This is a genomic window from Bacillus sp. SB49 (assembly GCF_000469135.2).
GTDB lineage: Bacteria > Bacillota > Bacilli > Bacillales > Halobacillaceae > Halobacillus.
This window is the reverse complement of sequence record NZ_CP048117.1, coordinates 3,720,493-3,745,918: the sequence shown is the minus strand read 5'-3', so window position 1 is coordinate 3,745,918 and position 25,426 is coordinate 3,720,493. Positions and strand designations below refer to the sequence as shown.

General features: G+C 48.0%; 23 protein-coding genes. 14 read left to right on the top strand and 9 right to left on the bottom strand.

Annotated elements, in window-relative coordinates; all coding sequences use genetic code 11:
• The first annotated feature begins 65 nt into the window (after nt 1-65).
• The 9 genes from M662_RS19320 to rlmH all read left to right on the top strand — a co-directional run bounded on the left by M662_RS19320 (nt 66) and on the right by rlmH (nt 10,034).
• A complete protein-coding gene (locus M662_RS19320) occupies nt 66-1,340 on the top strand; it encodes a M48 family metallopeptidase (protein WP_008635061.1) in 1,275 nt (424 codons plus the stop codon).
• 117 nt (nt 1,341-1,457) lie between these two features.
• Nucleotides 1,458-2,819 carry a sigma-54 interaction domain-containing protein gene (locus tag M662_RS19315; protein ID WP_008635062.1) on the top strand — a complete coding sequence of 454 codons (1,362 nt, stop codon included), beginning with the start codon at nt 1,458-1,460 and terminating at the stop codon, nt 2,817-2,819.
• Between the two features lie 195 nt (nt 2,820-3,014).
• A complete protein-coding gene (locus M662_RS19310) occupies nt 3,015-3,707 on the top strand; it encodes a CoA transferase subunit A (protein ID WP_008635063.1) in 693 nt (230 codons plus the stop codon).
• A gap of 18 nt (nt 3,708-3,725) precedes the next feature.
• Nucleotides 3,726-4,400: a 3-oxoacid CoA-transferase subunit B gene (locus M662_RS19305; protein WP_008635064.1), complete on the top strand. Its 675-nt coding sequence runs from the start codon at nt 3,726-3,728 to the stop codon at nt 4,398-4,400.
• A gap of 21 nt (nt 4,401-4,421) precedes the next feature.
• The gene (locus tag M662_RS19300) at nt 4,422-5,198 is read left to right on the top strand and encodes a 3-hydroxybutyrate dehydrogenase (RefSeq protein WP_026577648.1); all 777 of its coding nucleotides are present in this window, start codon (nt 4,422-4,424) and stop codon (nt 5,196-5,198) included.
• A gap of 18 nt (nt 5,199-5,216) precedes the next feature.
• Nucleotides 5,217-6,395: a thiolase family protein gene (locus M662_RS19295; protein WP_026577649.1), complete on the top strand. Its 1,179-nt coding sequence runs from the start codon at nt 5,217-5,219 to the stop codon at nt 6,393-6,395.
• Nucleotides 6,396-6,416: 21 nt separating this feature from the next.
• Nucleotides 6,417-7,700, top strand: coding sequence for a GntP family permease (locus M662_RS19290; protein WP_008640472.1), 1,284 nt, complete (start codon nt 6,417-6,419; stop codon nt 7,698-7,700).
• A gap of 174 nt (nt 7,701-7,874) precedes the next feature.
• Nucleotides 7,875-9,217 (top strand): IS3 family transposase gene (locus M662_RS19285; RefSeq protein WP_162129321.1). Its coding sequence is split into 2 segments (ribosomal slippage): nt 7,875-8,345 and nt 8,348-9,217, totalling 1,341 coding nucleotides; the frame shifts between segments, so codons are not numbered across the junction.
• 337 nt (nt 9,218-9,554) lie between these two features.
• The gene (gene rlmH / locus M662_RS19280) at nt 9,555-10,034 is read left to right on the top strand and encodes a 23S rRNA (pseudouridine(1915)-N(3))-methyltransferase RlmH (protein ID WP_008639985.1); all 480 of its coding nucleotides are present in this window, start codon (nt 9,555-9,557) and stop codon (nt 10,032-10,034) included.
• Nucleotides 10,035-10,105: 71 nt separating this feature from the next.
• On the opposite strand, the gene M662_RS19275 is transcribed toward rlmH, so the two are convergent.
• A complete protein-coding gene (locus M662_RS19275; RefSeq protein WP_026577650.1) occupies nt 10,106-11,278 on the bottom strand; it encodes an MFS transporter in 1,173 nt (390 codons plus the stop codon).
• Between the two features lie 84 nt (nt 11,279-11,362).
• Here M662_RS19275 and yeiL point away from each other — a divergent pair, with 84 nt between their 5' ends.
• Nucleotides 11,363-12,034 carry a transcriptional regulator YeiL gene (gene yeiL / locus M662_RS19270; RefSeq protein ID WP_008634365.1) on the top strand — a complete coding sequence of 224 codons (672 nt, stop codon included), beginning with the start codon at nt 11,363-11,365 and terminating at the stop codon, nt 12,032-12,034.
• A 23-nt stretch (nt 12,035-12,057) separates the two neighbouring features.
• Here yeiL and M662_RS19265 read toward each other — a convergent pair whose 3' ends face one another.
• Complete coding sequence (locus M662_RS19265) at nt 12,058-12,762, bottom strand: CPBP family intramembrane glutamic endopeptidase (RefSeq protein WP_008634364.1); 705 nt, start codon at nt 12,760-12,762, stop codon at nt 12,058-12,060.
• Between the two features lie 195 nt (nt 12,763-12,957).
• Between M662_RS19265 and M662_RS19260 the strand changes: the two genes are divergently transcribed.
• A complete protein-coding gene (locus M662_RS19260) occupies nt 12,958-14,691 on the top strand; it encodes an MrcB family domain-containing protein (protein ID WP_008634363.1) in 1,734 nt (577 codons plus the stop codon).
• Complete coding sequence (locus M662_RS19255; RefSeq protein ID WP_026577651.1) at nt 14,663-17,134, top strand: restriction endonuclease-like protein; 2,472 nt, start codon at nt 14,663-14,665, stop codon at nt 17,132-17,134. Before M662_RS19260 ends, M662_RS19255 begins: the two co-directional genes overlap by 29 nt.
• A gap of 194 nt (nt 17,135-17,328) precedes the next feature.
• On the opposite strand, the gene M662_RS19250 is transcribed toward M662_RS19255, so the two are convergent.
• Nucleotides 17,329-17,670 (bottom strand): hypothetical protein, encoded by a 342-nt coding sequence (locus tag M662_RS19250; RefSeq protein WP_008634361.1) that lies wholly within the window; start codon nt 17,668-17,670, stop codon nt 17,329-17,331.
• A gap of 263 nt (nt 17,671-17,933) precedes the next feature.
• Between M662_RS19250 and M662_RS19620 the strand changes: the two genes are divergently transcribed.
• Entirely contained in the window at nt 17,934-18,722 is a 789-nt protein-coding gene (locus tag M662_RS19620) for a halocin C8 precursor-like protein (protein WP_008634360.1), read from the top strand.
• 105 nt (nt 18,723-18,827) lie between these two features.
• Here M662_RS19620 and M662_RS19240 read toward each other — a convergent pair whose 3' ends face one another.
• From M662_RS19240 to M662_RS19220, 5 genes are all read right to left on the bottom strand, one after another.
• Nucleotides 18,828-20,255 carry a PTS mannitol transporter subunit IIBC gene (locus tag M662_RS19240; protein ID WP_008634359.1) on the bottom strand — a complete coding sequence of 476 codons (1,428 nt, stop codon included), beginning with the start codon at nt 20,253-20,255 and terminating at the stop codon, nt 18,828-18,830.
• A 64-nt stretch (nt 20,256-20,319) separates the two neighbouring features.
• A complete protein-coding gene (locus M662_RS19235; RefSeq protein ID WP_008634358.1) occupies nt 20,320-20,760 on the bottom strand; it encodes a PTS sugar transporter subunit IIA in 441 nt (146 codons plus the stop codon).
• A 5-nt stretch (nt 20,761-20,765) separates the two neighbouring features.
• Complete coding sequence (locus M662_RS19230) at nt 20,766-21,938, bottom strand: mannitol-1-phosphate 5-dehydrogenase (protein WP_008634357.1); 1,173 nt, start codon at nt 21,936-21,938, stop codon at nt 20,766-20,768.
• Nucleotides 21,939-21,960: 22 nt separating this feature from the next.
• Nucleotides 21,961-22,521 (bottom strand): 6-phospho-3-hexuloisomerase, encoded by a 561-nt coding sequence (gene hxlB, locus M662_RS19225; RefSeq protein ID WP_008634355.1) that lies wholly within the window; start codon nt 22,519-22,521, stop codon nt 21,961-21,963.
• Complete coding sequence (locus tag M662_RS19220; protein ID WP_008634353.1) at nt 22,518-23,225, bottom strand: ribulose-phosphate 3-epimerase; 708 nt, start codon at nt 23,223-23,225, stop codon at nt 22,518-22,520. Before M662_RS19220 ends, hxlB begins: the two co-directional genes overlap by 4 nt.
• Nucleotides 23,226-23,375: 150 nt before the next feature.
• Here M662_RS19220 and M662_RS19215 point away from each other — a divergent pair, with 150 nt between their 5' ends.
• Nucleotides 23,376-24,125 carry a DeoR/GlpR family DNA-binding transcription regulator gene (locus M662_RS19215; protein WP_008634352.1) on the top strand — a complete coding sequence of 250 codons (750 nt, stop codon included), beginning with the start codon at nt 23,376-23,378 and terminating at the stop codon, nt 24,123-24,125.
• A gap of 160 nt (nt 24,126-24,285) precedes the next feature.
• Here M662_RS19215 and M662_RS19210 read toward each other — a convergent pair whose 3' ends face one another.
• Complete coding sequence (locus M662_RS19210; RefSeq protein ID WP_008634350.1) at nt 24,286-25,284, bottom strand: tRNA dihydrouridine synthase; 999 nt, start codon at nt 25,282-25,284, stop codon at nt 24,286-24,288.
• Nucleotides 25,285-25,426: the final 142 nt, after the last annotated feature.

The window sequence follows — 25,426 nt, the reverse complement described above, 5'->3', positions numbered from 1 at the left end:
AGTTCTAAGCGTACCGGGGAACTCGTACAATGAGACGAGTCTTACTTTCCAATGGAGGTGGAGAAGTGAAAAAAAAGTTTCTCACTTGGACCCTTATTCTATATGCCGTTTACGGCATCTTCCTGGCTCTTTATTTCTTTCAGTGGAGCGACATCGGCGTCCCTGCCGCCTATGAGGGGACCGCGGCGGATCCGAAAACGTTCATGAGCGATCGGGAGCTCATGCTCAGTCAGGAATACTCGCGTTATCAGAATTTCCTTTCCTTTCTGGCCGAGCCGCTGGAGTGGATCATCTACCTCGGCGTGATGATTTTCGGTGTTTCGAAGGCCTTCAAGGAATTCGGCAGCAAGGTCTCGCGGTTCACGATCATCCGTGTGCCGTTGTTCGTACTGCTGCTTTTGACGTTGACGACGATCCTGACGTTCCCGTTCGACTACGCCAGACGCCGGCTTTCCGTCGAATACGGCATCTCGACACAGTCGTTCTCGAGCTGGATGCGGGATGAACTGATCGGTTTCTGGATCGGCTATCTCATCATGGCGCTCCTGATCACCGTCCTCTATTTCCTGATGAAAAAGTTCGAACGGCGCTGGTGGCTGATCGCCTGGTTCTTGATGATTCCGTTTCTTTTCTTCATGATGTACCTGCAGCCGGTCGTGATCGATCCGTTATATAACGATTTCAGCGAGCTGCAGAATAAGCAGCTCGAGGAAAAGATCCTCACCCTTGCCGATAATGCCGGCGTACCGGCGGAGCGGGTGTATGAAGTGAACATGTCGGAGAAGACGAACAGCATGAATGCCTACGTGAACGGCATCGGCTCCAACCTGCGGATCGTCCTGTGGGACACGACGTTGAACCGGTTGAAGGAGAACGAAGTGCTGTTCATCATGGCCCATGAAATCGGTCACTATGTGATGAACCACCTGTATTGGAATTTGGCGGGGGTCATCGTCTCCACCTTCTTCGGACTTTTGTTCACGTACCATTTAATGAAGACAGCCGTCCGCAAATGGGGCAGGAAGCTCGGCTTCGATAGAGTCTCCGACATCTCGAGCCTGCCGATGTTCTATCTGCTTCTGACGCTGCTTTCGTTCCTAGCCAATCCGATCGAGCTCGCTATTTCAAGAAATGCGGAGACGGATGCGGACCGCTATGCGATCGAAATGACCGAGGATACCGAGGCGGCGATCGGTTCGTTCCAGGAACTCACCGTCAACGGACTCAGCGACGTCGACCCGCCGGCGCTCGTGAAGTACCTGCGCTACGGCCACCCGACGATGATGGAACGGATCCATATGTTGGAGACATACGGCAAGGATGTGGAGAAAACGGAATGACGGGAAGGGACGCCCTGCACAAGGGTGTCCTTTTTTGAGCTGGTTCCATTTCTGAACATTTGGTAAAATTGGAAATGACGGTTATTGGAAACGCTATCAAAAACGGAGGCGGAGCAGATGCTTTCATTGGAAAACCAACGGAACCACGTATTGGAGACACTGTTCGGAAATGTCGAGCACTGTATCGTCGTTGTCGATAAGGAAGGACTCATCTCTTATATGAACGAAAGCTACTGCCGGTTTCTCGCGGTCGATCAAGCGAAGGTCGGCGGCCGGCATGTGACGGAAGTGATCGAGAACACGCGGATGCACATCGTCGTCGAGACCGGCGAGGAGGAGATGGCGGACCTTCAGCAGATCCGCGGCGACTACATGATCGCCCACCGGATTCCGCTTTATGAAAACGGCGAGATCATCGGTGCGCTCGGCATGGTGCTTTTCCGTGATACGGATGAGTGGAAGATCATGAATTCCCATATCAAGGACCTTCTTTTGGAATTGGAGACATACCGGAGTCAGATGCAGCAGCTGAACGGGGCGAAATACTCGCTGCACGATATCATCAGCCAGTCGCCCGGGATGCTTGCGCTGAAGGAGAAGATCCGCAAGACCGCCCACAGCGACATCTCCATTCTCCTGCGCGGCGAGAGCGGAACGGGCAAGGAGCTGTTCGCCCACAGCATCCATCACTTGAGCGAACGCAGCCATCAGCCGTTCATCAAAGTGAACTGTGCCGCCATTCCGGAGCATCTGATCGAAGCGGAGCTGTTCGGCTATCAGGAGGGTGCCTTCACGGGGGCGAAAAAGGGCGGCAAGCCGGGCAAATTCCAGCTCGCGAACGGCGGGACGCTTTTTCTTGATGAGATCGGGGACATGCCGATGCACGCCCAGGTGAAAATCCTCCGCGTGCTTCAGGAAGGGGAGGTCGAAGCGGTCGGTGCCGTCCATCCGCAGGACATCGACGTCCGGATCATCGCTGCGACCAACCAGTCGCTCGAGGAGATGATCAAGAACCAGACGTTCCGGGAAGATCTCTATTACCGGATCAACGTCGTCCAGATCGATATCCCGCCGCTCCGGGCCAGAGGCGATGACCAGCGCGTCCTTGCGAAATACCTGCTGCAAAAAATCACCGCCCGGACAGGGAAGCGTATCCGGGAGTTCGATGAAGCGGTCGAAGCCTTATTCACGTCCTACCCTTGGCCCGGGAACGTCCGCGAACTCGAAAACGTCATCGAGTCCGCCGTCCACATGGCCGACGGGGAGAAAATTACGCTGATCGATCTTCCTTCCCATCTCACCAGCATGCAGGAAGGGCTCGACGGGGAGCAGTCGCTCAAGGACGTCGTCGAGCATGCGGAGAAGCAAGCCATCGCCCGCGCACTGGACGCCTGCGGCGGTGACAAGACGAAAGCCGCCGCGAGACTCCGGATCGGCAAATCAAGCTTCTATGACAAAGTGAAAAAATACGGCCTCTGATGCCTTCCACGATTCCGGAAACTGTTCCGGAATGATGGAAGGCTTCTTTTTTGCCCTCTTTGTAAGGGTTTTCATGAATATCTATTCATCTATTCCGGTATTCTGGAAAAAGGAATCTGTCGAACGGCGCAGACCCGGCGGTTCGGAAGTTGGCATGGAACTTGCATGTATAAGGGTGAAGGGAGTGGAAAACACATGAAACAAATTTATTCATCTTATCAAGAAGCGGTCAAAGACATAAAAGACCATGCCACGATCATGGTCGGAGGGTTCGGGCTCGTCGGTATTCCGGAGAACTTGATCCTCGCCCTCGTCGAATCGAACGTGAAACACCTCACCGTCATCTCGAACAACTGCGGGGTCGACGATTGGGGGCTCGGACTTCTGCTTAAAAATAAACAAATCGATAAAATGATCGGCTCCTACGTCGGGGAGAACAAGGAATTCGAACGCCAGGTGCTCGCAGGGGAGCTCGAGGTCGAGCTGACGCCGCAGGGGACGCTCGCAGAACGAATCCGTGCAGGCGGCGCGGGTATTCCGGCCTTCTACACACCGGCGGGCGTCGGAACGCCGATTGCGGAAGGCAGGGAAGTGCGGACGTTTGGCGACAAGGAGTACCTCATGCAGACAGGGCTCACCGCCGATTTCAGCCTCGTGCGTGCCTGGAAGGGCGACCGCTACGGCAACCTCGTCTATAACAAGACGGCGCGTAATTTCAACCCGATGATGGCGACAGCAGGAGCCGTCACGATCGCCGAAGTCGAAACGCTCGTCGAACCGGGGGAACTCGATGCCGATCGTATCCATACGCCGGGCATTTACGTCCAAGGATTGATCGAAGGCGCACAGGAGAAGCGGATCGAACGCCGTACCGTCACACAGGCATAATACGAAGGAGGAGAAACAATGGCTGTACAACTCGATAAGAAGCAAGTGAGAGAAATGATCGCAAGACGTGCCGAACAGGAAATTGAAAGCGGTTACTATGTCAATTTAGGGATCGGGATGCCGACGATGGTCGCGAACTACATCCAGGAAGACAAAGAAGTCGTCCTCCAGTCGGAGAACGGACTGCTCGGAATCGGCCGCTTCCCGACCGAAGATGAAGTCGACCCGGATCTGATCAATGCAGGTAAGGAGACGGTCACTGCATCCGTCGGTGCTTCCTACTGCAGCAGCGCCGAATCGTTCGCGATGATCCGCGGCGAGCATTTGGACTTGGCGATCCTCGGCGGCATGGAAGTCGCAGAGAACGGCGACCTCGCCAACTGGATGATCCCGGGGAAAATGATCAAAGGCATGGGCGGCGCGATGGATATCGTCCACGGCTCGAAGAAGGTCGTCATCATCATGGATCACGTCAATAAACATGGCGATCCGAAAATCCTGAAGTCCTGCAGCCTGCCCCTGACCGGTAAAGGCGTCGTCGACCGGATCATCACCGAACGTGCCGTCATGGACGTGACGGAAGAAGGGCTGAAGCTCGTCGAAATCGCCGAAGGCTGGAGCGTCGAAGAAATCGAGGCATCGACAGAAGCAGCACTCATCATCAGCGATGAGCTCGTAAAAATGACTACGTAACCCGGTAGAGGAGGAACCCCCATGGTCAACAATAAAATTGTTTTCATCACAGGAGCAGCAAGCGGAATCGGCTACCAGCTCGGTGCCGCCTTCGCAAGACAAGGAGCGAAGGTCGCCCTCAGCGACATCAACAAGGAGAAGGTCGAACAAGCGGCCGCAGGCTTGAAGGAGGAGGGACTGGAGGCGATCGGACTCGTCTGTGACGTCACGAAGGAAGAGCAGATCAAGGCAGCTGTCGATCAGACGGTCGACACATACGGCCGACTCGACGTCCTCATCAACAATGCGGGACTCCAGCACGTGGCGTCCATCGAAGATTTTCCGACGGAGAAGTTCGAGCTGATCACGAAGATCATGCTTGTCGCGCCGTTCATGGCGACGAAGCACGTCTTCCCGATCATGAAAAAGCAGGGCTTCGGCCGTATTCTCAACATGTCCTCGATCAACGGCCTGATCGGATTCGCCGGAAAATCCGCTTACAACAGCGCGAAGCACGGCGTCATCGGCCTGACCAAAGTGACGGCGCTCGAGGGGGCAGAGCACGGCATCACCGTTAACGCCATCTGCCCGGGCTATGTCGATACGCCGCTCGTCCGCAACCAGCTGGAAGATCTCGCCGCCAACCGCGGCATCGAGCTTGAAAAGGTCTTGGAAGAAGTCATTTACCCGCTCGTTCCACAGAAGCGTCTGCTTGAAGTCGAGGAGATCGCCGATTACGCGCTGTTCCTCGCAAGCGACCAGGCAAAAGGAATCACAGGCCAGGCTACCGTCATCGACGGCGGCTACACGACCCAATAAACGAAAGGAGAAGATCCTATGAAATCTGTTTATATCATCGAAGGAGCACGTACCCCGTTCGGGACATTCGGAGGTGCGCTGAAAGACGTCGATCCGACGACCCTCGGCGTCACAGCCGGTAAGGAAGCATTGAAACGGAGCGGCATCCGGGCGGAGGACATTGATTTCAGCGTCATCGGCAACGTCATCCACTCCTCCCAGAACGCCCCGTATTTAGCGAGACACATCGCCTTGAAAACAGGCATCCCGACGACGAGTCCGGCACTCGCCGTCAATCGACTGTGCGGCTCCGGCCTCCAGTCCGTCATCTCCGCTGCCCAGTCGATCCAGCTCGGTGAAGGCGACACCGCACTCGCAGGCGGCGTCGACAGCATGAGCCTCGCCCCCTATGCCTTAAGGGGAAGCCGGTTCGGGACGAAGCTGTCCGCACCGAAGGTCGACGATACGCTCTGGGCCGCGCTGACCGATGAGTACATAGGTGCCGGTATGGGCATGACCGGGGAGAACCTTGCCGATAAATATGAAATCAGCCGCGAAGCCCAGGACGAATACGCCGTCCGCAGCCACCAGCTCGCAGCCGAAGCGCGCCGGAGCGGCAGGTTCGAGGAAGAAATCGCCCCTGTCGAAGTGAAAACGAGAAAAGGCACCGTCACCATAAAAGAAGATGAACATATCCGTGAAGACACCGACGTCGAGAAGCTCAGCCGCCTGAAGCCCGCCTTCAAGAAGGACGGGAGCGTCACCGGCGGCAATGCGAGCGGCATCAACGACGGAGCGGGGGCCGTCATTTTGGCAGGCGAAGACTATGTTTCCAAGAACAGCGTCCAGCCGATCGCGAAGATCCTCTCCTGGTCCGTCGCCGGCGTCGATCCCGAATACATGGGCATCGGACCCGCGCCCGCCATCCGTGATGCCGTCGAAAAAGCCGGTCTGAGCCTTGCCGATATGGACCTGATCGAAGTGAACGAAGCGTTCGCCTCGCAGTATCTCGCGGTCGAAAAAGAACTCGGCCTCGATCGAGACAAAACCAACGTCAACGGCGGCGCCATCGCCCTCGGCCATCCGGTCGGCGCGAGCGGAACCCGCGTCCTGTACACGATGATCAAAGAACTGAAGCGGAGCGGCAAGCGCTACGGCGTCGCTTCCTTGTGCATCGGAGGCGGCCAGGGAATCGCCATGGTCGTCGAAGCCCAATAACAGAAAGAGGAGGAACCCTCGATGCTAGGAATATTTCTCGGACTCGCTGTCCTGATGGCCCTCGCCTATATCGGCTGGTCGATCATCTGGGTAGCCCCGATCGCAGCAGGAGTCGTCGCCATCACCGGCGGCCTCGACCTGCTCGATGCCTATAAAGATACGTACATGGGAGGCTTCGTCGCCTTCGCCAAAGACTGGTTCCCCGTCTTCATGCTCGGAGCCATCTTCGGAAAACTGATGGAGGACACCGGCATGGCCCGTTCCGTCGCCGTCGCCCTTACGAAGCTGATCGGAACGAAACGCGCCATCCTCGGCGTCCTCGTCTCGGCAGCCGTCCTGACCTACGGAGGCGTCAGCCTGTTCGTCGTCGTCTTCGCCGTCTACCCGCTCGCTCTGTCCCTGTTCCGCGAAGCCAACATCAGCAGGAAGCTGATCCCGGCGACCGTCGCCCTCGGTGCCTTCACCTTCACGATGACGGCCCTGCCAGGTTCGCCGCAGATCCAGAACCTGATCCCGATGGAATACTTCCAGACGAGCGCTACCGCCGCACCAGCCATGGGAATCATTGCAGCCATCATCATGGCCGTCGGAGGCTACTTCTACTTAAGGTGGAGGGAGAAGAAGCTCACCCAAAAAGGGGAAGTCTTCACAGAACCACAAGAGAAGAAAGAAACCGAGAAACAGACGAGAATGCCGAACTTCTTCCTGTCGCTCCTGCCGTTACTGACCGTCTTACTTACTTTGAATCTGTTGGACTGGGATATCGTTATCGCCCTTATATCAGGAATCGTACTGATCATGCTCTTGAACATCACGATGTTCAAGAAATTCATTCCGTCCATCAACGGCGGCGCATCCGGCTCCGTCATCGCCATCATCAACACGAGTGCAGCCGTCGGCTTCGGTACCGTCGTCCGTGAAGTACCCGGCTTCCAGAGCCTCACCCAGGCCCTGATGAGCATCAAAGGCAATCCGCTCATCTCCGAAGCCATCGCCGTCAACGTCCTCGCAGGCGCCACCGGCTCTGCATCCGGCGGCATGGGCATCGCCCTCGAAGCCCTCGGCTCGAAATATTACGAAATCGCCATGAACACAGGCATCAGCCCGGAAGCGTTCCACCGCGTCGCTTCCCTCTCATCCGGCGGACTCGACGCCCTGCCCCACAACGGCGCCGTGCTCACCCTGTTCGCCATTACGGGCATGACCCACAAAGACAGCTACAAAGACATCTTCGTCGTCGCTGTCCTCATTCCGGTCATCTCCGTCGCCGCCGTCATCCTTTTGAACACGATCGGCATTCTATGAAAACAATCCCCGCAGGCATGCTGCGGGGATTATCAGCTTGTTGAAGAAGTACTTTTCATAAGAAGCGAGCGGGCTCCGGGGAATAGAGCGCTTTCCGTGGGGTGGCCGGTGAGCCTCCTCATCGCTGCGCTGAAATGCCCCCTGAATATTGGACAATATTCAGGGGGCATTTCTATGAATAAATGGAGTAAAGAAGAAAAGTTAAGCATTGTGTGGAGATATCAAAACGAAAACATCAGTATACGAGGACTTTCCGAAGAACTCGACATCGATAATTCTTCGTTACGATATTGGGTCAAATTGTTTGAGTATCATGGGAATGAAGCTTTTCACTTTCCCTATACAAACTACCCTCCTGCCTTTAAACTGAAGGTAATTAACTATATTCAGGAAACAGGAGCCTCCATACGTGAAGCTTCCGCTCTCTTTCACATTCCAGACTTCTCCATGGTTCGCCGATGGATCGTGAAGTGGAAACAGGGCGGCCTGGCGGCCTTGGGTCCTGCACAGGAGGATCAACTACTTATGGCTAAGGACAAATCCAATAAACCGTCTCGTTCTTTCAAATCGATAGAAGAAGAAATCGAATACCTACGCATGGAGAACGCTTATCTAAAAAAATTAAATGCCTTAGTCGAAGAGGAAACCAAGAACCAACCGAAAGGCAAAAAGCCCAAACGGTCTTCGAACTAAGGCACGCCTTCCCTGTATATAAACTCGTCAAGGTAGCTGGTATCCCCCGTAGTACTTACTACTATCACGTGAAGCAGATGGGGAAAACAGATCCTGATCGTGAGCTGAAAGAAAAGATCACGGAAATCTTCCATCAATCTGATAGGAAATACGGGTATCGTCGGGTTCAAAATCAGTTGGAGAATGAAGGTATTCATGTGAATCATAAAAAAGTTTACCGCCTGATGAAAGAGTTAGGCCTTCGATGCCAAGTTCGCATGAAGAAATACCATTCTTATAAAGGGAAAGTCGGTGAAGTAGCCGATAATCTCTTGAATAGGGAATTTACAGCTTCGAAACCGAATCAGAAATGGGTAACGGATATTACGGAGTTTAAATTGTTTGGTGAAAAACTCTATCTTTCTCCCATTCTGGACTTATTTAATGGTGAAATCATTACGTATACGATCGGGTTGCGCCCTACGTACGCCTTGGTAGCGGAAATGTTGGAGAACGGCCTTCAGCGTTTGAACCCGGAAGACGAATTAATGATGCATTCCGACCAGGGATGGCATTATCAAATGCGTCCCTATCGAGAACGTCTTCAAGAGGCAGGCATCACCCAAAGTATGTCTAGAAAAGGGAACTGTCACGATAATGCCGTGATAGAAAACTTCTTCGGCATCATGAAATCAGAGCTTTTATACTACAAAGAATTTGAAAGTATCGAGCACTTCAAAGAGCAACTGGCAGCGTTTATGGATAATTATAATCATCAAAGAATTAAGTCGAAACTCCGCATGAGTCCGATTCAATTTCGTGAGAAATTTAATAAAGCGTCATAAAAACATTGTCCAAGTTCATGGGTTCATTTCATGCTCTTCCGGGGTCTCACCTGTGCCACTATTCCCACAGGAGTCTGCTCCATTCCCCTCCGCCCTAAGCCATACATGTCTTTCTTTTGTTTTTTCTATCATCTATAGTTATCGCTGGTTGATCGGGATGTTTACCCTTTTCGTCCATAGCACAGGGTTTCTCGACATCCATGACAATCCCCGCAGATATGAGCTGCGGGGATTGTTTGTGTGATGCCCCGGACTCTGCCCATACACCTCTCCCCGCAGAATGACGAGGATTCATGATACACTAAAGGCAGAAAAACGAGGAGACGGAGGAACACGAATGAAACTAACGATCGTAACAGTCGGAAAACTGAAAGAAAAATACTTGAAGCAGGGCATCGCCGAATACACGAAACGCCTCGGCCCCTACGCCAAAGTCGACGTCATCGAAGTCCCTGACGAAAAAGCACCCGAAAACCTGAGCGAAGCCCAAATGCTCGAAGTGAAACAGAAGGAAGGCGAACGCATCCTTGCGAAGATCTCCCCGGATACGTACGTCATCACCCTGGAGATCGAAGGTAAACAGCTCACCTCCGAGAAGCTGGCGAAGAAAATGGACGAGCTTGCGACTTACGGGAAAAGCAAAGTGGCCTTCGTGATCGGCGGATCGCTCGGATTGAGTGATGAGGTGCTGGAGCGGAGTGATTTCGGGCTGTCGTTCTCGAATATGACGTTCCCGCACCAGTTGATGCGGTTGATGCTGGTGGAGCAGGTGTATCGGGCGTTTAAGATTAATCGGAATGAACCGTACCATAAATAGAAGTTCAATTTATATAAGAAAGAAGAAGCTGGTTTCCCATACACCAGCTTCTTTTTCATTGAACCGAATATCTAAGCAGACAATAAAACCTTCTTTTCCCCTTCCAACTTGCGATACATAAGCGCAACCAACATCGCAGGCAGGCTGCACGCAAGCATTCCAATGAAAGCGAACCTCGGCTCTATTTCATATAAGAAGCCGCCGAAAACGGTGAATACCGCGGTGCTCCAGCTGAGCGCAAAAGCGGAGTAGATCCCTTGAGCTTTCGGAATATGTGTGTGTGGGATGTTTGCTGTTAAGTACTTCATAAAGGCGTAGTGCCCCATGGCAAAGGAAAAGGCATGCAGGATCTGTGCGAAACAAAAGACTAGGACGTTCGGAAAGGCGAATACGAGTACCCACCGCAGGGAAGATCCAGCCGCGGCCAATGCCAATAAGGTTCCGGGTGAAAAGCGGTTGAAACGCTTATCTGCAATGGAAAAGAAAATGATTTCGGCCAGGACGGCAATGTTGATGATGACTCCAATTAAATAAATGGGGGCATCAATCTCTTGTAAGAAAATATAGCCGTAGTTGTAATAGGTAGCATGGGCGGCTTGAAGCAGGACGACAATAATCAGTACGATTAAAAAATGTTTGGTGCGGAACAGGTCTAAGATGTTCACTCTTTTCGCCTGGTCGGCTTGAGGCTTCCGGGTTAAAATGTCCGGAGCACGTGTGAAGCTGAGAGCTGTAAAGCAGCTGTTGCCAAGCAAGAGCGCCCAGAAAATCACGTCATCGCCGAACATTCCTGTAAATACAGTTAACAGGATTCCTACAGAGACGAACCCGATCGATCCCCATTGGCGGCTTTTTCCGTAGTGTTTCAATTCCTTGCTTTGGACAAGGACACCGGCTACGCTGTCCAGGGCCGGCATTAACGTCGGATAAAAAATATGCAGAAAGACGGTTACTATGAGTAAGCTTGGGAATGAATCAGCTGGTATGTAACAAAGGATTCCCAGCAGCGTGCCGATTGCCGCAATGTTCAACAGTGTTTTATTGCTCACTCGTTCTAATATATACGGGAAAGCGAATAATGTGGAAAGCCCTCTCGCCACTAAGCCGATACTCATGATCAAGCTGGCTTCTGAAACGCTGATTCCTTTCGTCTGGATCATCCAGCCTGCCCAATAGGGTAGAAAAATCCCCCATGTCAGAAAGAAGCTGAAAAAGTGTGTGCTCATCCAACGCTGTGTGTTCATACGCATCCTCCTTATTGATAATCGCATGGTATCATGGGAGTAGATACGAATAATAGGAGATATCTCACATTTTGGAGGCGCAAAGTGGAAATTTACAAAGGTGAAAAGAAGCGAATGTATATAGAGGAGCATTCCATTGCCGATCGGTTTTCTTTTCCGATGGAAGAGTTTCTTGAAGTGAGGGAGTATCAGCGGGATGAATGGATCATCCGGGAAGACAGGCGGCCGGACTTTTTATTTTATATGACAGAAGGAAAAGCGAAGATCTATGTAACGCATCAAAACGGGAAAGTTTCGCTGATCAATTTCATTAATGCGCACGATTATATCGGCGAGATGGAACTGTTGAATGACGTGTACTATACAAAAGGGATCCAGGCCTCCACAAAAACGATTTGTTTTGCCCTGCCGTTTCTGCAGTATCGTACGAAGTTAATGGAAGACGCGAAGTTTCTTCGGGAATTGACGAAGTTCCTGAGTGTCAAAGCGACGTCCATGGCAGCTAAATATTCACAAAGCCTGGCTTTTCCTTTGGAAAACAGGCTGGCGGACTTCATTCTACAGACGGCAGACAAAGGGATATACAAAGAAAAGCACGTGATCGTCTGTGACTATTTAGGCGTTTCCTACCGCCATCTCCTGCATGTTTTGGCACAGTTTTGCGAAAAAGGGTACCTTCAAAAAGAAGGGAGAAACTATCGGATTCTGAACAAGCATGCGTTGGAGGAGCTGGCAGAAGCGATCAAGAATAGATGAAGGAAGACGGGCGGTAACCCCGCCTATCCCAAACTCGTCAATAAAACCATCGTTCCATTCGTGAGGCCGTGAATAAGGACGGCAGGCCAAATGGAGTTGGTACGTTCATAGGCCAAGGCGAAAATGATCCCACTGAAGAAATTCACGGGCATGACATTGTAAGTCGGGATATGGACGATGGTGAAGACGAACGAACTTAGCAGGACGGCAATCCATAACCCATAACGGGTGCGGAACCACCTGTATAAAAACCCGCGGTAAAAGATTTCTTCATAAATCGGTGAGATGATTGCTGCAGAGACGAAGGCAAGGAGGACGGTAAGAAACGTGACGTCCCGCTGGAGCGCCTCGGTCTTATTATTTTCCCACGTATTCCCTATGAAACTGGTGAGTACGACGATGATGACAGCACCGACGAGTAATGTTATGGAATAGATGAAAATCAACTTCCAATCCTTTTTACGGAATGGTTTCACTCCTACTGCGCTCCAAGAGAGATTCTTAGGTCGAAGAGCAATGAAATAGACCCCCGAAATTAACGTGATGGCTAATGTAAGCCCCACTAACGTCCCTGCATATAAATCATCCTCCAGAAAGTCTGAATAGATAGGATGAAGAACGAATTTGATGAATATGATCCCCACAAAAAACTCGATTCCTAATAAAAATAATAATTCCTTCCTGCCCCATGGATCTTTTTCTTTCCAGCTCGTGTCTTGATTGTTCATTCGACTACCCACTTTCTACAGATTGAATAATTCAACCATAGTAGATGACGCTACGTCACCTGCAAGGTTTTTTTAGAAGGGGAGGGTGGGGGTTCTCTTTTTCATGAGGAGTAAATGGTATAATGTGGTGGAATTAGAAGGTTTATTATAATACATAAAGCAACTTACATTTCTACTTTAAGAGAGGGCGGTCTGATGAGTGATCAATGGAACATAGATAACAACAAACTTCAAAAATTATTAACTAAAATAACAAGCGAATATTTGATGGAAAGACAGTCTCCGTTTAAAAGCAATACGTTAGGGAAATTTGTCCGATCAGAAGTCCCAAAGATCGTTAACTCTCTCGGATTTATTGACGAAGAACACTTCGTAGTGAAAGGATCTGTTGGCCAAGGAAATTGGGCGCAGGTACCTTGGATTTCCATTCTTCATAAAAGCATCACGACTAGTACGCAACGTGGATACTATCTAGTTTATTTATTTAGTGAGGATATGAGTAGGGTCTATTTAACTTTTGCTCAAGGTGTTACGGAATCTACTAAAGAACAGCTGAAATATATGAAAGATAATATTAGAGGTGCGATTGAAACGGACCAATATGCTACTTCTTCCATACATAAAGATGACGAGATAAACCTGGGAAGCAGCTCTAAAGCAAAAGATTATGAAGAGTCCACAGCTCTTTACATACCATATGATTCTGCCTCTCTCCCTTCTGAAGATGAATTGCAGCAGGATTTACTATCCATGATAGAAATCTATGAGTATTATGTGAAGGTTCAAAGTGAACGTGTGGTAGAAGATGATAGAGGAGAACAGATAGAGTGGACAGACGAAAAGATAATTGACCATATTCATGCTTACATAAGAGATCAAGGGTTCTTTTATAGGTTGGAAGATGTGAAGAACTTATACTTGTCACTTAAAACAAAGCCGTTCGTCATTTTATCTGGAATATCAGGTACAGGGAAAACGAAAATTATCGAGCTGTTTGCGGAGAGTGTTGGGGCGACGGAGGAGAATAAGCAGTTTACTTTAATTCCAGTTCGGCCTGATTGGAGCGACGGGTCTGATTTATTAGGTTATACCGATATTAAGGGAGATTTTAAGGAGGGACCGTTAACTTCTGTGATTAAAGAAGCTTCCTTGAATAAAGAACTTCCCTATTTCGTTGTGCTAGATGAAATGAACTTGTCCCGTGTGGAATATTACTTTAGTGATTTTCTAAGCGTAATGGAAAGTAGAAAATGGGTAAATGGCGAAGTGGAAACCTTCCCAATTATGAAGGAAGAGGAAGTAGGAGAACGGTTAACTATTCCTTCTAACTTATATATCATCGGGACCGTAAATATGGATGAAACGACCCATCCATTCAGTAAAAAGGTGTTAGATCGTGCCAATACGATTGAGTGTAACGATGTTCATTTGGATAATTTAGCTTTTCTTGATGAGCAGCAAGAGTTCGTAAACCCGATAACATTAACAAATGAACGGTTGAAGTCTAATTACCTTCGCTTAAAGGATGCTTATTCTGCTAATTCAGAAACCATAAATCACGTAACACAAGAGTTAGTTGCATTAAATGAACTCCTTAAGCCTATTCAGGCACATGTCGGTTATCGTGTTCGAGATGAAATTTGTTTTTATACCATTTATAGCCGCTACTTATTGTCGTTGGATGAGGCATTAGATTATCAAATATATCAAAAGATTTTACCAAGATTAACGGCGAGTAATGGTCGGGCTTTTCAAGTATTGAAAGATTTGTTTACTTTCTTCACGAATCATTCTTACGAAGAAGATACCTCTTCCACTCAATTAGATGATATATTAAATGATTCGCGTTTCCCTAGAAGCGGACAAAAGGTGTTTGAGATGATCCAGCGAGGTGATTTAGATGGATTCACATCCTTCTGGAGCAGCTGAGGAAAGAGAGTTAATAGAAATTGAGACGGATTTATTATCTCTATATATAAAGGGGAAGCCTTATCACAGTCGATACGAGAGCTTGAAGCAATATAAAACAATTCAGCCTCACGAATCCATGCATTTCTCAGTAAATGGAGAAGCATCCATTAACTCTGTGAAAATCTTTGATGTAAAAGAAGAGCAATTAACAGAGCGCACGACCGTTCCACCACTTTTCTTTGAAAATGGTGTGTACCAGCTTGTTGTTACACCTAAGAGGGACGTGTCACTAGAGTTTGATCATGAACATCCCGGGCTAAGGAAAGCGGTTAGTAAGGTAGGGAAGCCTCCTTACCAATTGCTAATGGGAAATCTTACGTTTACTAATGAAGTGGGCTATACCACTTTCACTATTCTTTGTGAAGGGAAGAAGCAGTTAGAAATTACGTTAGAGGTGTTTCCATCTAAACTGTCTTATAAAGAAGATTACCTACAGCTAATGGAAGAAGTAAATGAAGAAATTTATAACTTATCCTATCATTTCGTAAAGAGAACCTATTTAGAGGCTACCACTACTCAAACAGTGGACTCTTCCTGGACAGAATTCTATCGCTTACTAATGGGTTATTTTAACCAATTCGTAAGAGCTGTTTCTCATGTTGAACGTCAACCACATCACCAATTAAAAAAGGAACACAGATTAGTGAGAGGTGACCAACTTAAAAGGCAAGATACGGCAGGATTAAAATACCTCCGAAAACGTCCGGATTTGTTTGTGGAGTCTGCCCGTGGCGTGCCTATCTATAATCAAAAGATAATGCCTACAAAAGGGTGGAATGTCCATAAGGAACCTACCTACTATACGTTAGAGAACCGTTTCATTAAATGGATGATGGTCCGGCTTTCCCATCGAATGGATTCATTGAAGCGAAAGCTGGAAGAACGTAGTCCTTTTTCCTACCCACAAAGGAACGAAGATAAAGTAGACCGCATAAAAAAGATGGAAACCTCCATTCAAGCAAGGCTGGATTCCCCTTTTTGGAGAGGTATTAGTAAGCTGGATCGATCTGTTATGTCTCTCGTTTTGCAAATGGCACCTGGATATCGGGATGCTTATCAAACGTATCTCACTTTATCTCGCGGCCTAGTACTACACGGAGAATTAGCAAGGATGTCTGTGAAGGATGTGGCTACGCTTTACGAGTATTGGACGTTCCTTAAGCTCGGACAAATGTTAGCTTCCAAGTACACAATGATAAGCCAGGATATTATCAAAGTAAATCGTGATGGGCTATTCATAACGCTAAATCAGTCCAAAGCAGCGAAAAGAGTTTTCCGCCATCCTCATACGAATGAAACCATCACGTTATATTTTCAGAACCATTCCGGCCGATTGCCGACAGTCAGACAGAAACCCGATTCTATGCTAAGTATAGAAAAGGCTGGGAAAGACCACGTGTACGAATACGTTTTCGATGCAAAATATCGGGTCGACTTTGCTGCAGAGGGAAGTTATTACGGACGAGCGTATGGTAGTCCTGGTCCACTAGAGGAAGATATTAATACGATGCATCGTTATCGCGATGCATTGGTGCAAAGTAAGGATGATACTTATGAGCACAATACCTTCGGAGCGTATGTGTTGTTCCCATGGGGGGATGAGCAGGAGTACGAAAAGCATGCGTTTTATCAGAGTATCCAAAAAGTAAATATAGGTGGGTTCCCTTTTTTACCTCAATCCACGACGTTAGTCGAGCGCTTCTTAGATCGATTAATTGAATGTTCCCCAAAGCAATTGCAAGAAGAAGGGATCTTGCCTAAAGGCACCATCGAAGAATGGAACTCTAGAATAGATGAGCAAGTATTGGTCGTAAAGGTAGAAAGTGAAGAGCACTTAAGAAATATTATTCAAACGGGCTACGTGTTTGTATCAGATGCTTCTTTGTGTAAAGGTTGGAAATCCGCTAGCCAAATCGCCTTGTATAAACCGAAATCCATTTTCAAAGAGGAATGTGGGATTTCCCAATACGCTACATTATTAGAAATGGAAGTAGAGTATAGTCGCAACGGAATTAGTTTCCGCATAGCTTCCTGGAAGAGGCTGAAACATAAAATTAAGCCAGTAGGCTATGGAATTAGTACGTCTACCTTAACCACATTGACTAATTTAAAAACAGCCAAAGAATTGCCGCAGCTTTATATGAAGAATGCTAAAGAAAAACAGCTATGGGAGCTACTTAGGAGGTTCTCTAAAGAGATTCGATTAAGTCTTGACCATAAGGATCTTAGAGAGGCTGGTAAAGTTACCTCCTATTATCCTCTTTCTAAGGAGTTATCTGTAGAGGCGAGTGCGGAGGAGGTTACGGTGAGCTCTGGTGGGGGTAACATTTCTTTCACCTATAATCAATTGATGAGGAACGTAAATGGAGTATTTAAGGAAATAGTAAATTTAATGACGTGAAAATATTATTTAGCTATTTAAATTGCTTATATTAATAATTTTTCCCTCTAAACATTTTGTAACTAAGCTATGTACAAGTAATTTATTTTTAAGCAGAAACAGATCAAGGCATGTAAAAAGTGCTCTTTAGCGCCTTTACGAACAGGCCTTGATTTTTTCTATCACAAACCTTATGAAATAATAATTGGAGAGCATTAAGTAATACGAAAAACCTCAAAGTGAAGCCTTAATGAGATAATAAAAGCAACGATTGCAAAAATAATGGCAACTATATTGGAGTTAAAAACACTTATTCCTAATAAGAAACCCACTAAAGTCCAACATATACTAAAGGTAATTGAAAATATAATGGAAATTGGACGAATCCATCCAAAAAACAGGAGGCCTAAAAATACTAGTAAGCTTGCTCTCCAAGATTGAAAGTACCCCAGCACCATCATTGCGACAAGTAGTGATTCTAAGACTATTAACCCGCCAGCACTTTTTTCACGCTCGTAGCGATTCCTGGCATCTACATATTTGGTTTCGTCAAACAAACCAATGTCCTCCTTCCCTATGTGTAGGTTTAATAGATTTTTTTATAGAAATGAGTTTATCATAATTAAACTATATTTCCAATTAATTACACTAAAATGTTAACAATTATGGGTTATTTTACCTTTAGTAGGGTAAATGGAACCTGGAGAGAGGAGGAAGGGAAGTGGACTGGACCCTTGTCGTCATCGCTTTTATTATCATTTTATTTGGAACATTGGCTCTGATGAGATTCAATAACAAGAAGAAATAGGAGAGTGAATGAATGAAAAAAATGCGTCGGTTCAAGTCGGTATCTTTGGTGATGGTCATGCTCGCCTTGATCTTGTCCAGCTTCTCTTTCTCCACGGTCGTTACGGCTCATTCGGGTGATTTCACTGCCAATATGGAATCCAATGTCAGCCAGAAAGAATTCAACAAAATCAGGAATGATCTGAAGCATACGAAAGCGTATAAGAAGTATAAGGCGAAAACGAAAATCAATGCGGTTTCCAAGCATAACATCGTCATCAATAAGGTGGAGGGGGCAGGCGGGGATTATGCGTACATCGAATTCGTCTTCGATAAGAATCAGTCTGCGAAAAGCGGCAACCTCGTGTATGCGCAGTTCACGTATGACATGAAGAATAAAGAGGTCGTTGCGGATCAGGGATTATTTGCGGAATCGCTCGGGACGGACGGCAGCTTTAATATGAGTGTCCTGTACGGAGTGGGCGATGAGGAAACGGAGCTTTACAACGTGGACGTCGATAAGGACGGGAATCTGACGGATATCGACGGGCTTGCGCTTACGCAGCAGCAGGTGACGACAGACGCGAATAATAAGATCAAGGAGATGCTCGGCAAGCAGGCGGAAGGTAACGACGTACAGAGCTTGGGTTTCTGTGAGTATGCGGTCACGGCTCTCTGCGGTGCGGGCGGGAGTGCCGGGTGCTACGCCCTTGCAGGAGCGCTCGGGATCACGTCTGGTGTCGGTGGAGTAGCGCTTGCGGCAGTCTGCGGGATGATCGGAAGTCTCGGCTGCGCGGCGGCTACGGACGCGATTTGTGGATAGAGGATAAGGAGAGTTCCATAAAAGAGGAAGAGACTAAGAAACATTCATCCATGTTTTCTTAGTCTCTTCCTCTTTCTTTGTTCATCGCTTAAGAACGACGGATTTCTACTTCTTCAAGCGTTCTATCAGTTGTTCTAAGGCTGGATCGCTTAAATAGTTGCTGATCGTGATAATTTCCAATTCCGGGTGAGCTCTTCGCGCGCGTTCCTGTAAATCTTCATGGACCACCATGATATCCGAGTGTTCAGGGACATCTTCGATCCGGTAGTGTTTGACGTCCAGTCCTTCGATTTCATTCTTTTGCAGCCTCTTTCGGAACGTAGTAGCACCCATTGCGCTGCTTCCGGCTCCGGCATCACATGCGAACGAAATTTTCTGGATAGCTTTTTCTTCTTGAGCGGGTTTTGGAGCTTTTTTACCTGCCTGTTTCATCGCTTTGGATTTTTCCATGGATTCAGAGAGGTCGCCTTCTTTACTTTTGTCCAGTTTCAAGATGACGGCAGTGACTAAGAATGTGACGGCCGCTGCTACTAGGACTCCGGCGATGATTCCCAGGAAGCTCCCCTTCGGAGTCAATCCAAGGTAAGAGAAGATAGATCCCGGGCTTGGTCCTGCTACGAGACCTGCATCAAACAAGCTGAATACAGCTATACCGGACATGCCTCCGGCAATCATACCAATGATTGTAAGTGGTTTCATCAATACGTATGGGAAATACAGTTCATGGATTCCCCCGAAAAAGTGAATGATAATGGCGCCTGGAGCCGTTCTTTTCGCCGCCTTTTGACCGAATACAGTGAAGGCGAGTAATAATCCAAGGCCTGGACCAGGGTTGGAAGCTACAGTGAAGTAGATGGACTTACCTGCTTCTGCTGCCGCCTGCATTCCCAGGGGATAATAAATGCCTTGGTCGATCACGTTATTGAGAAACAACACTTTGGCGGGTTCGTTGATGACAGAGAGCAAAGGCAGCAACCCTGTAGCAACCAATGCTTCGATGGCTGCTGTCACCAAATTGTTCGCTGATTCTATGGTCGGTCCGATGACGTAAAAGGATAGAATCATCAGCAGGAAACCGATAATTCCGAGAGAGAAATTATTGATGATCATTTCAAACCCTGCAGGAATTCTGTTTTCAATCATTTGATCGAACTTCTTAATGACCCATCCGCCTAAGGGTCCGATAACCATGGCTCCAAGAAACATCGGGATATCCGATCCGACTATGAGACCGATGGCACCAATGGCACTGATGACCGCTCCCCTTTGCCCGGCGACCATCCGTCCTCCTGTGATGGCTAACAGCAAAGGAAGGAGATACGTGATGGCAGGACCGACAATTTGGGCAAGGTCCTCATTCGGGAACCAACCGGTTGGTATGAATAAAGCGGTCAGCAGTCCCCATGCAATAAAGGCACCGATGTTAGGCAGGACCATATTCGTTAAGAAACCGCCAAATGCTTGTACTCTGGCGCGGGTAGAGGGAGGGTTCAAATCTACAACATTATTCGAAGCCTGTGCTGTATTCGGCATATCCGTCATCCCTTTCTGAATTTTCAATTAGTTCAGGTTAAAAATTTTGAACCTTAGACATGGTTTACTGTTCAACCATCTTCAATACTTCCAAAACTTCCTTCTCGCTGTTGGACTCTTCCAATTTGTTCTTAAGTTCATCTTCGATCAGAATCGTGGATAAATCAGAAATCAAATCCAAGTGGCCGGTGCTGTCTTCTGCGGCCAAAACGAAGAATGTCTTTACCTCTTTGTCTTTAGGGAATTTCACTGCTTCTTCCAGTTTCAAGTAAGAAACGCTGGTTTTGACCACGCTTCCTTCATTTTTAGCGTGCGGCATGGCCACTCCGGGAACGATAACGATATAAGGACCGTTCACATGTACGTTTTGTATCATGTCGTCAATATATTTGGAAGTTATGGTCCCGCTTTGAAGTAACGGGGCGGCAGCTTCTTGAATGCCTTCTTCCCAAGAATCTACGGATGATAGGAATCTTATATTTCCTTCTAAATAGTTAGCTAACATGTGTATCACCTTCCGTTATTTATTGTCTTTGTTTGACTGTTCTGCACCTTGAGATAGCAGTCTTTGATCCTCGTACGTAAAGCGCTTTCCTTTATGGAAGTGAAGTGGATGATCGCTTCTTCTATGCCGTGGTCACGAATATGATTCTGAAGTGCGACGGACTCTTCATCTTCCGGATTATCGTAGGAAAGAGCAGCCGCTGCTACGCTCAACAAGTTGTCGATTGGTAATTCCAATTGGAACAAGGAGCGCATCGGAGCAATGATCCTTTCCTGAAAGCCCAGCTTTCTGATAGGAGAACGAGCGACACGTGTGACGTCATCACGTATATTCTTATTTTTGAAGCGTTGGATGGTTCTGTCTATGAACTCATCCATCTCTGTTTTATTAAAGTCATAAGCTTCCATAAAGTAGGCAGAGGATTCTTGAAGGGTTCTCTTAAGAATCCCTTCCACTTCCGGGTCATCCAGTGCACTTTGTATGGTGGAATGTCCTTTAAGGAAGGCGGTGTATGCCACCGCTGCATGGCCGAGGTTGACCATGAATAATTTTCTTTCTATGAATGGACCCAGTGTTTCGACATATGTGACATCTTTTATAGGAGGCAGGTCTTGGCTGCGCTTTCCTCCGGTTTCAATGATCCACTCATAGTAAGGTTCTACTAACGTAATTTCGCCGTCCGGGCTGGATTCAGAAAGGGATAAACGGTCGATGGCCGAATTCGGGAAGCCGACCTTTGAAAGTATAGCACTCTTTTCATCTTCCGGGATGTGTTTGTATACTTCCTCTTGTAATTTAGTAGAGGCATTCACCATATTCTCATTGGCGATGACTTGGATCGGCTTCTTGTCCTGCTTTACTCGTTCCATTAGCCCCTTGGCAATGGCGGGAGCGATTTTAGCCAAATTATCCGGCCCTACCGATGTTGTGATGAGGTCCGTTTCGATAATGGCTTTGCTCACATCTTCGGAGCGGCCGGAGATCGCGTGAACGGGCTCTATCCAATACTTCGAGTGTTGGTCATCCAAAATTTTGACGGCGTATCCCTTTTGGCGGTTGAGCTGATCCACGGTCTCTTCGTTAACATCGACAAAGCAGACATCCAATCCGGTTTTGTTCAACAGGCAGCCGATCAATCCTCTTCCGATATTCCCGGCACCAAAATGCAGCGATTTCATAAGAAGGCCTCCTTTCTTCTGGCTATTCCAGGTTTGCGTGATATTCCCAAAGGGAGTTCAATTCGATGTTCTTTTCGTCGACCATCATCAACGCTAACGTATCCCCAAGCAATAATAGGCTTTGTTCAAACAGGCTTTTCATTGGTTGTTCCGATACGACAGCTCCTTCATCTTCGGTGTTTGAAGTGATTGGAATTCTTATGAAAAGGTCCGCGTATTTGCTCATCGAGCTGTCCGGGTTTGTTCCGATATGAGCGACTTTTGCATGGAACTGCTTGGCTTTGCCGGCTATGATCAGCGGGAACTGTGTCTCTCCACTTCCTGAACCGACGATCAATAGATCTTTATCTGTAATGGCGGGCTCTGTAATCTGCCCGACGACATACGTTTGGATTCCGATATGGGACAAACGCTTTGCTATGGACTTCAGGGATAAAAGCACGCGCCCGACTCCTACAAAAAATACTTTCTCCGCTTTGTTTATTTCTGCAATCAGACGATCGACATCTTCGCTGTTTACGTTGGTCAACGTGGTTGTGATCTCTTCAGTGATTTTTCTTTGTGCTGCCGTATAGCTGCTCATAATTGTTTGACCTCCTCTTTCAATCCTTCTGCAATCAACTGTTCCATCAATTTCTTGTTATGCGCTGTAGAATGGTCGGATTGGAACAAGCTCGTGCTCCCTGCGACTAAGATATCTGCGCCGGCGCTAACCAGCTCTGGTATCGTATCGAAAGAGACACGCCCGTCTACTTCTATTTTTGTATCAAGTCCTTTGTCTGAGATCATCCGTGCCAATGCTTCTACTTTTTCTACGGCATACGAGACTTGTTTTTCATTCTTGTCCGTAGCAAAACCTGGATTGATAAGCATCAAAAGAACGGTATCGCATTGTGGCAGTACATACTCCAGAACCGACAGCGGCGTGGCAGGGTTTAATGCAATACCGACTTTTGCGCCCTGCTGTTTGATCAGCTTGATGTAGCGGTCGATGTGGGAGCTGGTTTCGATGTGGAAGGTGATCTGTTCCGCTCCGATCTTCAGCATTTCATTGATGAAGAATTCGTTGTCTTCGGACATGATATGGACATCGAAATTCATGTCGGTTTTCTTTCGCAATTGTTCAACCGTGGATAAACCGAGCGGCATGCTTGGGCTGAACGATCCATCGATGATATCGATGTGTAAGGTATCCAACCCTTCCTTTTCCAGCTCCTTTACTCCACTTTCTAAATTGAGAAGATCCGCGCACATGATAGATGGGGCAATGGTTACTTCTTTTTGCATGTTTGTGCCTCCTTGAGTAATTGTTAATGCCTTTTTTATCATGTTAATGCAGGTTATCAGAAAAGTAAAGCGTTTTCTTTGCTTGGATTTGCATGTTTGTGCGTGGGGTGTGCTATAATTTAAGAAATGATAATAAGGAGTATTTCACATATGCTGAAGCAGGAACGCCAACAAAAAATTGTTGATATTCTTAACGAAGAACACAAGGTGATCGCCAGTGATTTGAGTAAACGGCTTTCGGTCTCGGAAGATACGATAAGGAGAGATTTGAAAGAACTGCATAATCAAGGGGTGATCAAGAGGGTTCACAGCGGAGCACTGAGGAAGGGACCTCCCGTTGAAGACTTCTCAACGAGACAGGGGATCTATAACGAATCTAAATTGAGCCTGGCATCCAAGGCGCTGGAGTTTATCCATGACGACATGGTTTTGTTGATTGACGGTGGAACGACGAACCTGCAGTTGGTCCATCAACTTCCCATGTCCTTAAAGGCCACGGTCATTACGAACAGTCCTCCGATAGCGACGGCTCTTACTAATCATGAATCGGTAGAGGTTATTATGGTTGGTGGGACGCTGTTCAAGCAGTCGATGGTCAACTTAGGCATTGATACGTTCGAATCTTTGAATGCCATGAGAGCCGATTTGTATATCATGGGGATTTATAAAATCGATGCTCAGAATGGAATCAGCGTCCCCAGTATGGCGGAAGCGCTCGTCAAACGGAAAATGGCCGCCGTATCGACGGAAATTCTAGGCATGGTCACCAGTGATAAGCTCGACACCATTTCCAATCATATCGTATGTCCTACGGAAGAGTTGACTTATCTGATAACCGAGAAGGTCAATCCTGATATAAAGAAACTGTATGAACAACAAAGTGTTACCATCCTGGACTGAAGTTATTGATAGGTATTTTCTATCTGTTAAGGGGTAGAGAGCTAGGAAGAGATGGGAACAGCAAAAAATGTGAGTCTTCCAACACCATGGAAGGCTTTTTTCTTTTCCAATAAAAAAAGGAGAGCCGCGACGGCCCTCCTCTCTTCATCACTCTATGCCATTACTTAACCGAAAACCCTTCTGCTTCCTCCACGCCGTCTCCCGCTGCGAATTCATCCAGAAGCGCGCGCACTTCGTCGGTCGAGTTCGTGCTCATCAGCTGGTTCCGCAGCTCGCTTGCGCCGCGGAAGCCGCGGACGTAGATTTTGAAGAAGCGGCGGAGCGGTTTGAAGAGACGCGGCTCCAGTTCTTCGGAATATTTGTCGTGCAGGTCGAGCTGCAGGCGGAGCAGGTCGAGCAGTTCGGCGCTCGTGTGCTCTTTCTTCTCTGTTTCGAAGGCGAACGGGTTGTGGAAAATGCCACGTCCGATCATGATGCCGTCGACGCCATATTTCTCGGCGAGCTCAAGACCTTTCTGGCGGTCCGGGATGTCCCCGTTGATGGTGATCAGGGTATCCGGAGCCACTTCATCGCGGAGCTTGACGATGTCCGGGATCAGCTCCCAGTGGGCATCGTAGTTGCTCATTTCCTTCTTCGTGCGGAGGTGGATGGACAGATTGACGATGTCCTGCTCGAGAAGGTGCTTGAGCCAGTCGAACCACTCGTCGACTTTCGTGTAGCCGAGGCGGGTCTTGACGCTGACGGGAAGTCCTCCCGCTTTGGCTGCTTCGATCAGCTCGGCGGCGACTTCCGGACGGCGGATCAGGCCGGAGCCTTTGCCGTTCCCGGCGACGTTCTGGACAGGACAGCCCATGTTGATGTCGATGCCCTTGAAGCCCATTTCGGCCATGCCGATGCTCATCTGGCGGAAGTATTCGGGTTTGTCGCCCCAGATGTGGGCGACGATCGGCTGTTCGTCTTCCGTGAACGTCAGGCGTCCCCGTACGCTGTCTTTCCCTTTCGGATGACAGTAGCTTTCTGTATTAGTGAATTCCGTGAAGAACACGTCCGGTCTCGCTGCTTCGGTCACGACATGACGAAAAACGACATCCGTCACAGCTTCCATCGGTGCAAGAACAAAAAACGGCCGCGGCAGCTCATGCCAAAAATTATCTTTCATCATATAGGAAACCCTTTCTTTTATGAGAATTGTTCAGTGAATGACTTCTTACTTTATCTATAACCAGTCAGACTGGATTTCAACCAGTATATACTTTAATGGTATTGGCCGAAAAGTGCAAGGGAACGGGGCTTCTCCATGT

Excerpts from the sequence above, each read along its gene's own strand:
- M662_RS19305 (WP_008635064.1), top strand. The coding sequence starts at position 3,726 with ATGGCTGTACAACTCGATAAGAAGCAAGTGAGAGAAATGATCGCAAGA.
- M662_RS19220 (WP_008634353.1), bottom strand. The coding sequence starts at position 23,225 with ATGCAAAAAGAAGTAACCATTGCCCCATCTATCATGTGCGCGGATCTT.
- M662_RS19300 (WP_026577648.1), top strand. The coding sequence starts at position 4,422 with ATGGTCAACAATAAAATTGTTTTCATCACAGGAGCAGCAAGCGGAATC.
- M662_RS19240 (WP_008634359.1), bottom strand. The coding sequence starts at position 20,255 with ATGCCGAATACAGCACAGGCTTCGAATAATGTTGTAGATTTGAACCCT.
- M662_RS19315 (WP_008635062.1), top strand. The coding sequence starts at position 1,458 with ATGCTTTCATTGGAAAACCAACGGAACCACGTATTGGAGACACTGTTC.
- M662_RS19215 (WP_008634352.1), top strand. The coding sequence starts at position 23,376 with ATGCTGAAGCAGGAACGCCAACAAAAAATTGTTGATATTCTTAACGAA.
- M662_RS19310 (WP_008635063.1), top strand. The coding sequence starts at position 3,015 with ATGAAACAAATTTATTCATCTTATCAAGAAGCGGTCAAAGACATAAAA.
- hxlB (WP_008634355.1), bottom strand. The coding sequence starts at position 22,521 with ATGAGCAGCTATACGGCAGCACAAAGAAAAATCACTGAAGAGATCACA.
- M662_RS19290 (WP_008640472.1), top strand. The coding sequence starts at position 6,417 with ATGCTAGGAATATTTCTCGGACTCGCTGTCCTGATGGCCCTCGCCTAT.
- M662_RS19275 (WP_026577650.1), bottom strand. The coding sequence starts at position 11,278 with ATGAACACACAGCGTTGGATGAGCACACACTTTTTCAGCTTCTTTCTG.
- M662_RS19265 (WP_008634364.1), bottom strand. The coding sequence starts at position 12,762 with ATGAACAATCAAGACACGAGCTGGAAAGAAAAAGATCCATGGGGCAGG.
- M662_RS19255 (WP_026577651.1), top strand. The coding sequence starts at position 14,663 with ATGGATTCACATCCTTCTGGAGCAGCTGAGGAAAGAGAGTTAATAGAA.
- M662_RS19260 (WP_008634363.1), top strand. The coding sequence starts at position 12,958 with ATGAGTGATCAATGGAACATAGATAACAACAAACTTCAAAAATTATTA.
- M662_RS19230 (WP_008634357.1), bottom strand. The coding sequence starts at position 21,938 with ATGAAATCGCTGCATTTTGGTGCCGGGAATATCGGAAGAGGATTGATC.
- M662_RS19620 (WP_008634360.1), top strand. The coding sequence starts at position 17,934 with ATGAAAAAAATGCGTCGGTTCAAGTCGGTATCTTTGGTGATGGTCATG.
- M662_RS19210 (WP_008634350.1), bottom strand. The coding sequence starts at position 25,284 with ATGAAAGATAATTTTTGGCATGAGCTGCCGCGGCCGTTTTTTGTTCTT.
- M662_RS19235 (WP_008634358.1), bottom strand. The coding sequence starts at position 20,760 with ATGTTAGCTAACTATTTAGAAGGAAATATAAGATTCCTATCATCCGTA.
- M662_RS19295 (WP_026577649.1), top strand. The coding sequence starts at position 5,217 with ATGAAATCTGTTTATATCATCGAAGGAGCACGTACCCCGTTCGGGACA.
- rlmH (WP_008639985.1), top strand. The coding sequence starts at position 9,555 with ATGAAACTAACGATCGTAACAGTCGGAAAACTGAAAGAAAAATACTTG.